Annotated in this window: 14 protein-coding genes and 1 tRNA gene; 9 read left to right on the top strand and 6 right to left on the bottom strand. The window is 58.8% G+C overall.

Annotated features, from left to right (window positions below; translation table 11 throughout):
- The first annotated feature begins 52 nt into the window (after positions 1-52).
- Genes GH784_RS01155 through GH784_RS01125 form a run of 7 tightly spaced genes read left to right on the top strand, consistent with a single transcriptional unit; the run spans position 53 to position 6,379 of the window.
- Entirely contained in the window at positions 53-517 is a 465-nt protein-coding gene (locus GH784_RS01155; RefSeq protein WP_153793142.1) for a phage GP46 family protein, read from the top strand.
- A complete protein-coding gene (locus tag GH784_RS01150; RefSeq protein WP_153793141.1) occupies positions 517-1,656 on the top strand; it encodes a baseplate J/gp47 family protein in 1,140 nt (379 codons plus the stop codon). Before GH784_RS01155 ends, GH784_RS01150 begins: the two co-directional genes overlap by 1 nt.
- A 14-nt stretch (positions 1,657-1,670) precedes the next feature.
- The gene (locus tag GH784_RS01145) at positions 1,671-2,267 is read left to right on the top strand and encodes a YmfQ family protein (protein ID WP_323131460.1); all 597 of its coding nucleotides are present in this window, start codon (positions 1,671-1,673) and stop codon (positions 2,265-2,267) included.
- Positions 2,267-4,102, top strand: a complete 1,836-nt coding sequence (locus GH784_RS27595) for a glycine-rich domain-containing protein (protein ID WP_153793140.1) — start codon at positions 2,267-2,269, stop codon at positions 4,100-4,102. Before GH784_RS01145 ends, GH784_RS27595 begins: the two co-directional genes overlap by 1 nt.
- Before the next feature lie 11 nt (positions 4,103-4,113).
- Complete coding sequence (locus tag GH784_RS01135; RefSeq protein ID WP_153793139.1) at positions 4,114-4,692, top strand: DUF4376 domain-containing protein; 579 nt, start codon at positions 4,114-4,116, stop codon at positions 4,690-4,692.
- Entirely contained in the window at positions 4,689-4,955 is a 267-nt protein-coding gene (locus GH784_RS01130; protein ID WP_153793138.1) for a hypothetical protein, read from the top strand. Before GH784_RS01135 ends, GH784_RS01130 begins: the two co-directional genes overlap by 4 nt.
- Complete coding sequence (locus tag GH784_RS01125; protein ID WP_153793137.1) at positions 4,955-6,379, top strand: SGNH/GDSL hydrolase family protein; 1,425 nt, start codon at positions 4,955-4,957, stop codon at positions 6,377-6,379. The genes GH784_RS01130 and GH784_RS01125 overlap by 1 nt, the downstream gene beginning before the upstream one ends.
- 92 nt (positions 6,380-6,471) lie before the next feature.
- On the opposite strand, the gene GH784_RS01120 is transcribed toward GH784_RS01125, so the two are convergent.
- Complete coding sequence (locus tag GH784_RS01120) at positions 6,472-6,762, bottom strand: hypothetical protein (protein ID WP_153793136.1); 291 nt, start codon at positions 6,760-6,762, stop codon at positions 6,472-6,474.
- A 184-nt stretch (positions 6,763-6,946) separates the two neighbouring features.
- On the opposite strand from GH784_RS01120, the gene GH784_RS01115 reads away from it, so the two are divergent.
- Together GH784_RS01115 and GH784_RS01110 are read left to right on the top strand one after the other, a co-directional pair.
- Positions 6,947-7,456: a hypothetical protein gene (locus GH784_RS01115; RefSeq protein ID WP_153793135.1), complete on the top strand. Its 510-nt coding sequence runs from the start codon at positions 6,947-6,949 to the stop codon at positions 7,454-7,456.
- 128 nt (positions 7,457-7,584) lie between these two features.
- Positions 7,585-7,998, top strand: a complete 414-nt coding sequence (locus tag GH784_RS01110) for a hypothetical protein (RefSeq protein WP_153793134.1) — start codon at positions 7,585-7,587, stop codon at positions 7,996-7,998.
- A 616-nt stretch (positions 7,999-8,614) separates the two neighbouring features.
- Here GH784_RS01110 and GH784_RS01105 read toward each other — a convergent pair.
- The 5 genes from GH784_RS01105 to serA form a co-directional block, all read right to left on the bottom strand.
- Positions 8,615-8,691, bottom strand: a tRNA-Met gene (locus GH784_RS01105).
- A 135-nt stretch (positions 8,692-8,826) separates the two neighbouring features.
- A complete protein-coding gene (gene mnmA, locus GH784_RS01100) occupies positions 8,827-10,023 on the bottom strand; it encodes a tRNA 2-thiouridine(34) synthase MnmA (RefSeq protein WP_035199644.1) in 1,197 nt (398 codons plus the stop codon).
- 205 nt (positions 10,024-10,228) lie between these two features.
- On the bottom strand, positions 10,229-11,419 hold the full coding sequence (locus GH784_RS01095) for an OpgC family protein (RefSeq protein WP_035199646.1): 1,191 nt from the start codon (positions 11,417-11,419) through the stop codon (positions 10,229-10,231).
- A 489-nt stretch (positions 11,420-11,908) separates the two neighbouring features.
- Positions 11,909-12,991 carry a Tim44 domain-containing protein gene (locus tag GH784_RS01090; protein WP_003511377.1) on the bottom strand — a complete coding sequence of 361 codons (1,083 nt, stop codon included), beginning with the start codon at positions 12,989-12,991 and terminating at the stop codon, positions 11,909-11,911.
- A gap of 225 nt (positions 12,992-13,216) precedes the next feature.
- On the bottom strand, positions 13,217-14,812 hold the full coding sequence (serA, locus tag GH784_RS01085) for a phosphoglycerate dehydrogenase (protein ID WP_003511378.1): 1,596 nt from the start codon (positions 14,810-14,812) through the stop codon (positions 13,217-13,219).
- Positions 14,813-14,831 lie beyond the last annotated feature (19 nt).

The following is a 14,831-nucleotide window of genomic DNA, read 5'->3' as shown; positions in this document are numbered from 1 at the left end:
GCCCGCCACGGCGGGCCTGATCAGCCTTGCGCGCGCGCGATAATTTCGCGCCATGACTGGATTTCTCGACCTTGCCCTGACCTATGACGCCACGCGGCGCGGCTGCGATCTGGTGCTCGATGACGAATTCAACCTCGTCCTCGACGAAACGCCAGTGACGCCGATCCTTCTGTCTGTCGGCGTTGATCGCCGCGCCTCTCCGGATGATGATTTGCCGGACGGCCGCTCGCAGTTTCTGGCCCCTGTGTCATTTTCCGAACGCCGTGGCGCTTTGCTCGACGGCCTCAATTCTGCCGGCGACATGTCCGGATGCAAGATGTGGCTGCTTGAACGCGCCAAACAGACGGAGATTACCCGCCAGCTAGGCGAATATTATCTTGCCGAGGGTCTTGCCTGGGCGGGATCGGAAACCGGCACGCCAGCAGAAATTGAGGTCTGGTGGCTGCGCGCCGGCGTGCTCGCCTATCGTGTCCTGGTCGAGGATGTCTCACTCGAATTGACGCGGAAGGTGGCGTGATGGTCTGGCCTGTCCCTTCCGCCAAAACGATCTTCGCCCGCATTGCCGCTGCGGCCGAGGTCGGCATTCTTTCCATTCGTCCGGATGCGGACGTGAAGGCAGTTTCCCGCGCCGTCCGGTCAGCACGCGGCATGTTCGCCGTGATCTGGAGCGCGGTTGCTCCCGAAGTGCGCGAAACCCATGACCATGTCGCCTGGTGGGCGCGGCAATGGATGCCGGACAGCGCCGATGACGAGGCGATGATCCTACGGCATGCCTCGATATGGGGTGTCGAGCCGCGAGCAGCCAAGAAGGCAGTCGGGTCGGTAACGATCGAGGGGACGGCCGGAACGGTTCTCGCTTCCGGTATCGTGCTCGGCTCGACGGCATCCAGCACCTACATCACCACCGCAGGCGGCACCATCGCCGCAAACGGAATTGCAGTCGTTACGGCCGAGGCCGTGACGGCTGGTAGTGGCGGAAACCTCGAAAGCGGTGTGCAGCTTTCTACGGTTGCAGCCTATCCCGCGATTTCAAAGATAACCGTTGCGACCGCCTTCGCCGGTGGTGCTGACGACGAAACGCCGGAAGAAGTGCAGGTGCGTTATCTTCAGCGCATTCGTGAGCCGCCGATGGGTGGTTCAGCTCCTGACTACAGGGCGTGGGTCGGCAACGTCGCCAACGTATACGCGGTCAAGGTCGTTGAGGATTGGATAGGGCGTGGCTCTGTCGGTCTCATCATTGCCTTGAAGAACGATGACGGAACGCCGCGTATCCCGACCGAACTGGAGCTTTCCGCAATCGGCAGCTACATCGGTGCACAGGGTGGCCAGACTGGCGTTCGTCCAGTAACCGCACGCGTCATTCCGATCGCAGCGGAACTGGTGAACCTGCCGGCCAGCGTCCGTCTTCGTCCCGATGGCGCTTTGACCAGGGCAGCCGTGCAGGCCGCTTACGATCGCTTCATTGCCACGATCGGCGACGAGGACGATACAGGCAACAGCAGCCCGATCGGCGCGACGATCGAGCCGTCACGTATCTCCGAGGCGATCTCAGCCGCAGATGGCGAATATTCGCACGACCTCACCATTCCTGCCGCCCGCTACCAGCTCGGCGCGAAACAGTGCCCCGTCTCTACCGTGATCAACTTTGTGGTTTAGGGGGTCTTAAAAGCGTGGCAAGACCTCCTTCAACCGTCCTTCAAAGCCTCTTCTCAAAGTTGCCGACCGGCTGGGCATTGCGGTATCGCGACGGCGTTCTCGGCGTGATCCTCGGCGCGATCGCCGGGGCCATCGCCGACGCCGAGAGCGCGGCCGAAGCGATGATGAACGAAACAGACCCCCGTCTGGCGGACAAGCTGCTGTCCGATTTCGAGCGTTGCCTTGGTCCCGATCCGTGCGGCCGCGACAATGACGGGCTGACCTATCAACAGCGCCGCCAGCTGGCCTTTCAGCGCTGGACGGCGCGCGGTGGCCAGTCGATCCCCTATTTTGTCTCTGTGGCCGCTGCCCTTGGCGTGACGATCACGATCGAGGAATTCTGGCCATCGCGGGCGGGCGTTCTGCGCGCAGGCCAACGTTTGCGGCCGGAAGGTAGCCAGTTCGTCTGGCGCGTCAACGTTCCGGGCCTCATCACTGTTACCAATTTCCGAACAGGCACCAGCCGCGCTCACCATCGGCTCGGCTCGTTCGAAATCTCGGCCATCGAATGCGTTTTGCGCCGCTACAAGCCCGCCCACACTCAACTTGTCTTTAAGTACGGAGAAGCCTGATGGATCGCATCAATGGCGCTGACACTACCGATATTGGCGGCGGCCGTCGTGGCTTCCGCGACGAAAACCTTGTCGCCGGAACACCGGGAACCGAAGTCACAGCCCTCTTCCTCAACATGATCCAGGAGGAAATCCTGCGTGTCATCACGGAGGCGGGTATCGTGCCGAGCGAGGGCGACTGGACCCAGTTCTGGCAGGCATTGCAAATTCTGGGGCTGGCTCCCGATCGTCGCCGTCGCTGGCTTGTTATCAACTCCATGACCCAGGCAAGCCCGCCAGCCTCACCGGCAGTGGGTGACACATACCTTGTGCCCACAGGCGCGACTGGCCTTTGGGCTGCAAACATTGGAAACATCGCTCAATGGTCCGGTTCCTCCTGGTCATATGTAACGCCGCCCGATGGCCACGGCTTTAGCCTGCCGGACGGGCGGGTGTTTATTCGCTTGGCCGGGGCGTACACACAGCTTTCGGCGACGGACACCCGGCAAGGTATGGTCGAGTTGGCAACCAGTGCCGAGGTCCAGACAGGAACAGATGCGACGCGGGCCGTAACGCCTGCCGGACTGGCGGCCCGCACCGCGACGGAAACCCGCACCGGCGTGGTGGAGCTGGCAACGGTTGCGGAGGCGACGACTGGCACGGACACGGCTCGCGCAGTTACGCCGGCCGGTTTGACTGCGGCGGTCACCGCTGCGATCGCAAATGTTATCAATGGCTCCCCTGCCGCCCTCGACACACTTTACGAGCTGGCTGAAGCACTTGGAAACGACGCAAACTTCGCATCGACGGTGACCACCGCGCTCGCGGGCAAAGTGGACATATCGCGGGTCGCGACCGAAACCGTGGTCGGGATTATCGAGCTTGCTACATCCGCTGAAGTAACAGCGGGCACGGATGCAACTCGTGCCGTCACGCCTTTGCGCCTGAAGGAGCGGACCGATGCTCTCACCGTTTCCACGCAATATAATGAGTGGGGCTACGCCGTGGCTGGCGGTAGCGCAAATGCCTTGACTGCTGCCCTTGCGCCTGTTCCGGCAGCATTAACCGCTGGCATGGTGGTCGTAATCCGGATTGCCACGACGAATACGGGTGCCGCGACCCTCAACCTGAATGCAAAGGGCGTTCGCTCTATCACTTCCATAAACGGAGCGGCCTTGGCGGCGGGTGATCTTCCCGCAGGTGTCCCGGTCATGTTGATTTATTCGGGCACTGCTTGGGTTCTCGTCGGCCCGTCGCTGTCGCAGGTGCAGCTTGCCTCCATCGGTCAGCAACAGGTGTTCAGCGCAAATGGCACGTTCGTAGTCCCGGCCGGCGTAACGAAGCTGTTTGTGCGCGTCGTGGGTGGTGGCGGCGGCGGTGGCCGAGGCGGCACGGCCTATGCCCTGTCGGGTGGCGGTGGCGGTGCTGGTGGTTACGCCGAAAAGTACATTTCCACCACGCCTGGTGCTTCTTTTGCCGTGACGATTGGTGCGGGTGGGGCAAGAGGTGACACGATTGGCGGCACCGGGGGCACCACTTCTTTCGGTTCGCAGGTCTCGGCGACCGGCGGCGGCGGCGGGCGGGGCCAGACAGGCAGTTGCGCCGGTGGCGCTGGCGGTGCCGGCGTTGGCGGTGATCTCAACATTCAAGGAGGACCAGGCGGTGATGGCAATCAAGGCTCGGCCAATATCCAAGGAGGCCAAGGCGGGGCTTCGGCGTTCGGAGGCGGTGGCATGTCGGGCGATGGTGGCCTCGGCAACGGAGCCGCGCCGGGAACAGGCGGCGGTGGCGCGTGGGGAAATACCCAGGCATTCGGCGCACTCGGCGCAGACGGCCTCGTCATCGTGCGTTGGTAAGGAGAAACGAAATGAAGACCTATGCTCGCATCGCCGACAACGTCGTCGTTGAAATCATCGAACTGGATGACGCCATTGCGCCATCTGACGCCTTTCACCCGGATATTGCCTCTACGATAAAAGAATGCGGCCAGCAGGTACTGCCCGGCTGGCTATTCACGGGCGATCAGTTCGAAGCGCCTGTCGCGCAGGCGCCGTCGCTTGACGCCATTAAAGCCGCTCGCATCGAAGCTCTTAGAACCGCTTGCGAAGCCACCATTACAGGCGGTTTCAAATCCAGCGCGCTTGGAACCATTCACACTTATCCGAGCGACATCAAGGCGCAAATCAACCTCATGGGGTCCGTAACAGATAGCCTGATGCCGAGCCTGCCTGCGAACTGGCAGACGCCATTCTGGGTTTGCGACACTGATGGCGAATGGAGCTGGAAGATGCACGACGCGGTTCAAATCCAGCAAGCCGGCCGCGACGGTAAGGCGCATGTCGTCAGCTGCCAGACGCTGCTCGGCGAACTGTCCGTGAGTGTTTTGGCCGCCACAACGGCCGAGGCCGTCACATCCATCGTCTGGCCCGAAGGAGACAACGCATGATCAAGCTTACAACCATCGCAGAAAGCCTCGAAAGCAACGCCTGGACGCCGGCGGACGAAACATTCCTTCAGATCGCTGCGACCAGTGACCTGACCACGGTGGACGTTCAGGCGCGCGTTTCCGTCGATGCCGCCTGGGTTTCCGTCGCCACCCTTCATCGCACGTCCACGCCCATCGTCCGGATCGCTAAGCTGCCGAGCTTGCGCCTGGTCGCGCGGAACAATCCGGCCGGCAAGACGCTGACCGTCTGGGACAACACCTGATGCAGTTCGGGAATCTGCCCCTTGTACTGCCGCAGAGCGGCCCGTTAGCCCTGCCTACCAACGAGCGTGACTTTTTCTCAGTTGATCAGGTCAGTTCGGCCTTCGGCCCTCTGAAGACGAGGCTGGGAGCGGGGAACAGCGTCAACATCTTCGCCGGAACGGATAGCACCGGCTATTCGGAATATGGCCCATACTACAAATTCGCCGTGGCTCTCGGCGATCTCTTCAATTGCACGGTTATCATGCACCGCTGGGCCGAGTGGGGTGGATCGTCTGCCAATGGTCCCAAGGAATATGCCGCTCCTGTCGTTCTGCGAAATGGAACGGCTCAGACAATTGACTTCTGGCTTGCCGCTCTTCCTGGTCAAGTCGCTGGCTGCATGTTTGAGGCGTCGCGTAAGCCCAAGGCTATCGATGTCATTCCGAAACCGGATTTGGCCATCACTCATCACGGCCACAACATGTCTTCGTTCGAAACGCCTGGGAATGATCTAGCCATCGGTCGCGGTCTATTCTGGTCGATCATCGGGCAGATTAGCTGGCAATGGCAGGGCGTGCCGCAGGTCATAACCACGCAGAACCCGTGGCGTGACAATGCCGGGTACGACAAAGTCTACAGTGCGATCGTGGCCGTTGCCTCCGTTTTCCCGAGCCTCACCATCGTTGACACCCACAAGCTTTACATAGACGCGGGCAAAGACCCGATCCTTTACCGGACGAACGATGTCTTCCCCACCTATCACCCGTCTGACACCCAGGGTAACGACGAGGGCGCGAGGCTCGCTGCTGATGCGCTTATGGCTGCCTTCAGGAAGGCCAAGAAAGCGGCGTTTTCGACAGTCAGCTGGTTCGAACTTCCGATCGGCACAAACCTGTTCGTCAACGGCGATATTGCAACCTGGTCTGGTGCACTTCCGGTGAACTTCTCTGCTGTGTCGAATGGTTCGGCAACCAAGGACACCGATCCGGAAAACATTCACCCCGGCACGGGTGCGGCTTACTCGGCCAAGGTGAAGCCAGCAGACACGAACGGTCATTTTTCGTCCATATCGAATTCGTTCGATGCTACCGAGCGGGCATCGATGTCCGGTAAAACGGTCACCGCCATCATGCTCGCCAAGGCAAATCCCTTGCAGCGCCATCCGTTCACCAGCTTCGTGACGCGAGCTAACAACGGGCTTCGAACCTACAGCGGGGGTGGGTTGTTGTGGAGTCCCCAAGCGGGCGCGTCGGGTTTAGGCGGGTGGATGCCGATTGTCTATGGCGGCATTCCCTGTGATGCGGGCAATACCGATGCCAATTCGAGTTACAAGTTTGTTCCGGCGTTTGGTGCTTCGGCACCGCCCACCGCTGATGCTGCATGGCTTCAGCGGGTCGTGATCATTGAGGGGCTGGTGCCTCGCCTCGGACTGGTGAGGCCGTAGAACTTGCGAATGTCCTTCCGGCCAAGACCGGGTGGCCGGGGTGCCGAAACACCCCAATTGATGGTTCCTGTTCTTCGAAAACTGAATCTCGCTTACAGGCCAGACGGTTCATAGCCGTTTGCGCTTTTACCGTCGGGTGTGAATTCATCGAGGCGGGCAAGGCACTCTTCATAACCAGGACCGAGCAAACCAGCCTCAGGCCCATCCCGAACCTCGTTTAGGCGTCGTTCAAAAATCGCCTTCATATCCTGCCGGGTGATGGTTTCTACCTCGCACAGTCTATCGGCAACGGCATTTGCGAACAGCATATACCACATGGATTTTGCTCCTTTGCTCTGCGCGCCCTCCATTCGGGCCCGTAACGCTTCGATCTTGCTTTTCATGCCATTATCTCCATGTGAGCGGTTCATGTGGGGATTATAGAGACCGATGCGTGCGTCAACACGCATCGGTCTCGCTACTCTTACATCAATTGCCGTTGGTTGCGGAGCGGCTTTTGCAACTTGCAGTCTGCCGTTTCACGGTTAGGATACCCTCGCAAATTTCAGTCAATGGGGGTATTAACGCATGACATTGAACATCAAATCGACGACCACCAAGAAAGCCAAGGTCGGATCACTTATTCGGTTTGATCACGAAGGCAATTCCTATCTTGCGATTGTTTGTGAGCAGGCAAGCCAAACGTCGAGGCTAGTCATAGTTGACTTGCACAAAAAATCTTTTCGCCACGGAGAAGTAAATTTTGATCGAGATGCCCTGGATCTCGGTAGCGATTGGCTCATCGAGCCGGTCGACATTTCGCAAAAGTTTGTCGACGGTACTAAGGCTGTGAAACAAGAAGGACTTCTGACTTTCAGCGAAACGGGCGAGCCGGTTCTCTCGCTCTATGATCACCAGCAACACAACGATTTGACCTTCTTTAATTTAAGATCGGGGGAATCAGAACGGGCAGTTCAGTACGTTGGGACAGCAACTGAACATTGGGTGTTGTGGGCGAGTGAGTTTGACCGGAATAGCACGCGCCGAAAACCGCTTTTTGTTTCACCCATATTGGAGCAAACCACCGACCAAAACTGAATGATCAAAGGGCCTGCGCAGCGTATGCGTGGCGAACTCTCAAAATGCCCATTTAAGCGGTTATTAAAGACCCCTCAAAACATCCTCAACGCGGCCTCAAAACCGCGTTGAGCCTTCAGGAGAAGGCCATGGCTCCGGGGCTGGAAGACAATATTGAAAAATCTATATGCGTCGCTCTAGCGGTGGTGCCGAGGACGTTTCGCAACGGGTTCGGTGGGACAGGTGTTCATCGTCGGAGGATGCCACACGCGACCATGGAGGTGGCAGTCATCGTCGCCCGCTTTCTCGGCCGCACATACACCTTCTTTGGAGGCGCAGAGGTCATTGAGAAACGAGACGTGGAAATTTTCCTCGCTGGTGAATTGACGGCTGTGCCTGACGATCTCGCAAAGACCTATGCCAACAAACTCACCCTCTATTCGGAGCCTGCTCGCAACGAGATTGCGGCGCGTTTGGCAAAGGCTCTATCGGATAAATGGCGGTGGACCTACAAGCCGAGCGATGCGATCAACCTGAAGCCGATGTTTGGTGGCGGAGATTAATTTTGCAGTATGCCGATGGATTTGGCTGTGGTCTTCGCTAGGGCGCAGGCGTTTTTGTCCCCCCCGCTTCCGGCAACTACTGTCATCATATGGTTGAAGTAGGCGAGACCCTCAGGCGTGTCCAAGCCGGTTTTTGCGTAGTACGCCTCAAGCGCAGGTGTATCGACTTCGAAGCCACAAGAGGGCGCGCTGGATAGGATATTAGCTAGACCTTGTGCTATCTGCTTTTGATCACTGTCGAGAGCCAACGCACTCGATATAGCCGCACAATTCGCAATCAGAGCCAAAGTGGCAATCACCCTACTTCGCGCGGACAATGCAACTACCGACCGCTTTTGAACTCTCATCTCGTCATTCTCCCCTGCTACCGCTTCGGCATAGACGCTAACAGAGAACAACTTGTAATGAAAACAGCGATGCGGGAATTAGCGCCAAGCGCCAATTTGACACTACGATCGGAAACGGATGAAATTCCGATTTCTCGTGTCAAAATTCCGAAATCGCGCTACAGGGTACATTGGCGTCCGGCCAGCCACAGGCAGTGCGAGGAATGCCGCAAATTCTCAACGTACGTCCAGAAGACGACGCAAACTTTGCTTTTCTCATTGAAGATGAATGGTAGCGGGAGAGGGACTTGAACCCCCGACACGCGGATTATGATTCCGCTGCTCTAACCACCTGAGCTACCCCGCCACAGGGAAAACGTGACAGCCATGTGACCGTCCGCTCCATCAGGATGAGCGGCTTATAAGGTGCCGCTCCCCAAAGTGTCAAGCGCATGACGCGCAAAAAATTCGCTTTCCACACGGCGGTGAAAACCGAATTGTTTCAGGCAGCAACCGGCTTTTCCAAAAGCGCCTTCAGCGAAGCCTCGGCGTCCACCGAGCGTTCCGAACGTTCGATGAAACCACCACCGTAAACGCGGGCATCAGCGCCCGGTGCAGAATAGAGCACGCAGGCCTGACCGGGAGCGACACCCGCCTCGCCGGTCATCAAATCCACGTAGATGCCGTTTTCATCGGCATGCAACATCGCTTCGGTTGGCGGGCGGGTAGAGCGCACCTTGGCGAAGCATGCAAAGCCCTGCCCGGCCTCGTCCGCAAGCGCGCCATCGCCAAGCCAGTTCATGTCTCGCAGATAGACACGGCGGGTCTCCAGCGCCTCCCGCGGACCGACGATAACCCTGCGGCCACGCGCATCGAGATGCACGACGTACAGCGGCTCTCCAGTCGCGACACCAATACCCCGGCGCTGACCGATGGTATAATGCACGATACCGTCATGGCGGCCGAGTACACGCCCGTCCAGATGGACGATATCGCCCGCCAACGCCGCATTTGGCTTCAGCTTGTTGATGATATCGGTATATTTGCCCTGCGGCACGAAACAGATGTCCTGACTGTCGGCCTTCTTGGCGACGACGAGACCCATGTCTTCCGCCAGCGCGCGTGTTTCGGCCTTTGAGAGGCCGCCGAGCGGAAACCGCAGATAGTCGATCTGCTCCTGCGTCGTTGCAAACAGGAACCAGCTCTGGTCACGATCACTGTCGATCGGGCGATAGAGCGCGCGGCGTCCCGGTTGGCCGGCAACGGGATTAGGACGCGAGCGGATGTAGTGGCCGGTCGCCAGCGCATCTGCGCCGAGTTCCTGAGCAGTGGCGAGCAGATCGGCGAATTTTACCGTCTGGTTGCAGGCAACGCAGGGGATCGGTGTTTCACCCATCGCATAGGCTTCGGCAAAGGGATTGATGACGGTTTCGCGGAACCGCGCTTCATAATCCAGCACATAATGGGGAATGCCGAGCGTTTCGCAGACCCTGCGCGCATCGTCAATATCCTGTCCCGCACAGCAGGAGCCGGCGCGGTGCACAGCCGCACCGTGGTCGTAAAGCTGGAGAGTTATGCCGAGGACGTCATAGCCCTCGCGCTTGAGGATACCGGCCACAACCGAAGAATCGACGCCACCGGACATGGCGACAACGATCCGGGTGTCTTCCGGCCTCTTGTCAAAATCGAGCGTATTCACGTTTTTTCCCATCGTCAGTCATAACGGGGGTAAAGGCCCCGCCGCCTGTCGGTCATCCGCTGCGGGAAGCCTCAGTCGAAAAAGACTGTCCGGCCTCGCCACCATGCGGATTTAAGGGCTGCATATAGAAAGGAATGGCCGCGCACGCAAGTACGGGGCGGAAAACCGCCCCGTAAAGCAATCAGAGTGAAGTGGTGACCGGTTGTTAAGCGCCCGCCGTCTTCTGGCCGCTGCTGCCAATCCACTTGTCGCGCTCCCTCCACAGGGCCGGCAAAGCCAGCAAGCCTATTGCGGTAAGGGCGATCAGCGTCTTGCTGACCTGCGAAAGTTCGGCCGTACGGCCATCCAGATAATAGACGCCATAGACGATAGCCACGTGCCAGACATAGACCTGAAGCGAATGGCGGCCGAGCAGCTGCAGGAATTTCAGCGAGAGCACCCAGATCACGCCCTGCGCAATCGAGCGGACGATCGGGCGGTGATGCTTCGGACCGGCGATCACCAGCCAAGTGAGACCCACACCAACAGCAAGGAAATTGATGAGGTAGACCGGGCCGAAATCGGCACGGATCTCCATCGTGGAGAACTTGCCCATCACGAATTCCGGCATCAGGCCCCAGGCGGTTGCAATACGAAGCGGCATGAAAAACAGGCAGATGAGAAGTGCCGCCTTCGGAAGCCATGTCTGTTGCGGTGAGAAGATCGCCTTCCACGGAATGCGGTTCTGCGCCGTCATCGCGCCCAGCACCAGCGCCGAGTAGAATACAAGCTGCCAACCGAGAAGGTTGAAGCTGACACGGATACCCTGCTCGTCGGCACCCTTGACGAGTTCATTGAGAGGCGTCGTCACGATCTGCTGAAGACCGAGCTGGCCGGCCATCCAGACCAGCAGCGAGCCTGCCATGACATAAGCCCATTTGCCGTCGAGGCAGAGTTTAACGAGGACGGGTGCGAACAGCATGTAAACAATGTACTGCGGCAGAATATCCATGAATGTCGGCTGGAAGAGGAATGTGGCGATCGCCGCCAGACGCAGCGGATCGTCGAACGAAGTCATGCCCAGCCAGTTGTACCAGATGTACGGCGCATGCGGGATGACCATGCGGAAGAACAGCACGGCGATGACGAGACCCATCGCATAGCGATAGAGCTCCATCGCCCGGTTCCAGATCATCTGTTTTCCGGCGTCATAGCCATATTTCATCATCTTGCGGGCATAGACCATGCCGATCAGCAGACCAGACAGAAAGACGAAACCCTGCGCGTCTTCCACGAAGGCAAACTGGCGGTGATTGATTTCCACCAGCCAGAAACCGCCTGCAAACACCAGATGGTTGATCAGCATGAAGACGAGGAAGTAACCACGCATCCCGTCGATCAGGTCAAAGCGTTTCATCTCGATAGCTCTCCGTTCTCGCGGGCCGTGCATTGCCCGGCCACCCAGCCCGGCTTGCGGGAGGCGGGCCGGGAATTGGATTGTCAACGCTGTTTTGCGCCTGTGGTTCCCTTCCCAAAGCGGTTTAGAACCGGCGCGAAAAGTAACATTGACGTGTACGCATGCTGGTTAGGATGCGCGGACTGAACACCGGATGAATGAAAAACGGCAATTCCGTGGAGCAAAAGAGCTATGCGTCAGCGCCAAACCTCGACGAAGAGGGCGCAAACCCCTGCATGGCAGGGAAAACGCGGACAGCCACTCGCGGGACGATACAGATATCACCCGTTAGATTTATCAGTCATTTTTTTGGAGAGTTGTGATCTGCCACCGCGATCACTGAATTATCGACGAAAGACAATGTCGCGGCATCACGCATCGCGGCACGCAGAAGCCCGGAGGTTGGTAAAACCTCCGGGCTGTTTCATTCAGACAAGACTACGCGTCGTCTCAGGCAGCGGCCTGAATGGCGGCGACCTGCCAGTTGTCGTTACCGCCACGGCGCACGAAGGTCCACATTTCCACCGCTTCGGACGGATGCTGCTCGTCCCCTTCGATCACCTTGCCGGAGGTGCGGTCGCGCATAATGTCGATGGCGGAGTAGCGCATGGCTACCGTTGCATAGTCCTGGCCCTCTTCGTGCCAGGCTTCGGCAACATCGCCCTGCAGCAGCGTTACGTCGCGCACGTCGTTTTTCACGCCGCTCGTCGCGTTGTCGCTCAGTTCCTCAGCAAGATAGGACATGGCTTCCGGCGTCGTCAGCTTGCGCAACGTGCCGTAATCTTCAGCCCCATAGGCAGCCTGAACATCCTGCAGCATTTTCTGGAAGACTTCGAGATCGCTCTGGGTAATGCCAATTTCGTCACCTTCGGACATAGCATTGGCATGTGCCACCGGCTTTGCGGTTGCGGCAGTGGCCGCGGCTGCGCCGCCCGCAGCACCGGCAAGCGCGCCGATCTTCGGAATCTTGAACGAGGATGCGGAAGGACCTGCCTGCGGGCCGCCATTAAAGGAGGAGCCGGAATGATCCGTGCGCTGCGATCCGCCTGCGCCACCGAAAGCCGGCTGGCCCTGACGGCGCGATGCGAAGAAACGCATGGCGAACATGACCAGAAGGCCAATCAGCGCCACCTGCAGCAACATACCGAAGAAACCGGCCATACCGCCGAAACCGCCACCCATGAGCATGCCGAACAGGCCACCCATCAGCAGTCCGCCCATCAAGCCACCCATCATGCCGCCAAACAGGCCACGGCTCTGCTGCGGTGCCTGCGCACCGGGACGCGCCGGCTGTGCAGCACCGGGCGTCGCCTGGTTTTGCTGGGTGTTAGGAGTCATGCTGCGGTTGATCGGCGCGGTCTGGCCGGGGGCGGTGCTGGTCGACGGCGGCGCGGAAAACGTCCTTGTGCCGCGGCTACCGAAACCGCCGCTCGCACGGCGTGCTTCCGCCATATCGACGGCTACGAAAGATACCGCGATACCAAGCGCGGCGACTGCGAACAAACCTTTGAAGCGCCGAAAGGCAGCAAACATCACTATCTCCTGTTGGCCACCCTCCCATGAGCGGCATATCAGCACGCGATATAGCAACTCATGATCATCATTTTTAGTATGCCCGCCTTAAATTTTTCGTGATATGCAACCAGAGAGAGAAACACGCACACATTTCGGTGAAACCGGCGGTTCAGAAACAAAAAAACCGGCACAGGGTTTCCCCTGCACCGGCCCTTATTGTCCCCTTGGGAGGAACGATAGGTATCAGTCGATGTTGAATGTCAGCGGCCTGACCTGGCGGATTGCCGGGTTGGCGCGCAGCTTGTCCAGCACGTCTTCGGAAACCGGACCATCGACATAAAGAAGCGCGATGGCGTCGCCGCCTTCCTTTTCACGACCGAGCTGGAAGTTGGCAATGTTGACGCCAGCCTCACCAAGCGTGGTGCCCATGAAGCCGATCATGCCGGGAACGTCGGTGTTGGTGATGTAGATCATGTGCGATCCAACATCCGCATCCATGTTGATGTTCTTGATCTGGATGAAGCGCGGCTTGCCATCCGAGAACACCGTACCAGCAACCGAGCGAACCTGGTTTTCAGTCTTGACCGTCAACTTGATGTAACCGTCGTAAACGCCGGTCTTGTCACGCTTGACCTCGGACAGGATAACACCCTTTTCCTTGATCATAACAGGCGCGGAAACCATGTTCACATCCGCAACCTGGCTGCGGATAAGGCCCGCCAGCAACGCGCTGGTCAGCGCCTTGGTGTTCATGTTGGCGGTTGCGCCATCATAAAGGATTTCGATTTCCTTGGTGGCGCTTTCCTGCACCTGACCGACGAAGGAGCCGAGAACATCCGCCAGACGGATGAAAGGCTTCAGGCGCGGTGCTTCTTCCGCCGTGATCGATGGCATGTTGATGGCGTTGGAGACGGCACCCTTGACCAGATAATCCGACATCTGCTCGGCAACCTGAAGTGCAACGTTTTCCTGTGCTTCCGTGGTCGAAGCACCGAGATGCGGCGTGCAGACGACATTGGGAAGACCAAAAAGCGGGCTCTCGGTGGCGGGCTCGACTTCGAAAACGTCAAAGCCTGCACCGGCGACATGGCCGGACTTGATGGCGTCGGCAAGAGCCGCCTCATCCACCAGACCGCCACGGGCGCAATTGACGATGCGTACGCCCTTCTTGGTCTTGGCAAGGTTTTCGGCATTGAGGATGCCGCGTGTCTTGTCGGTCATCGGCACATGCAGGGTGATGAAATCGGCCTGCGCCAACAGCTCATCCAGCTCAACCTTCGTCACGCCCATTTCCTGCGCGCGCTCCGGCGACAGGAAGGGATCGTAGGCCAGAACGTGCATCTTCAGGCCAAGTGCGCGCGAGCAGACGATGGAGCCGATGTTGCCGGCACCGATGACACCGAGCGTCTTGCCGGTGATTTCGACACCCATGAATTTCGACTTTTCCCACTTACCCGCCTGCGTGGAGCTATCGGCAGCCGGAAGCTGACGCGCGACGGCGAACATCAGCGCAATCGCATGTTCGGCAGTGGTGATAGAGTTGCCGAACGGCGTGTTCATGACGATGATACCGCGGCGCGAAGCGGCCGGGATATCGACGTTATCGACGCCGATGCCGGCGCGGCCGATGACCTTGAGATTGGTCGCCGCTTCGATCAGCTTTTCGGTCGCCTTCGTGGCGGAACGAATGGCAAGACCATCGTAATTGCCGATGATTTCAGCCAGCTTGTCCTTGTCCTTGCCGAGTTTCGGCTGGAAATCGACTTCGACGCCACGATCACGGAAAATCTGGACGGCGGTTTCCGACAGTTCGTCGGATACGAGTACGCGAGGTGCCATGGTTCAGGGGCTCCTTGAA

Origin of the sequence: Agrobacterium tumefaciens (assembly GCF_009649785.1) — a bacterium.
In the GTDB taxonomy this organism is placed as follows: domain Bacteria; phylum Pseudomonadota; class Alphaproteobacteria; order Rhizobiales; family Rhizobiaceae; genus Agrobacterium; species Agrobacterium tumefaciens.
Note: the sequence above shows the minus strand (reverse complement) of the source record. Positions and strands in the feature narration are given on the sequence as shown.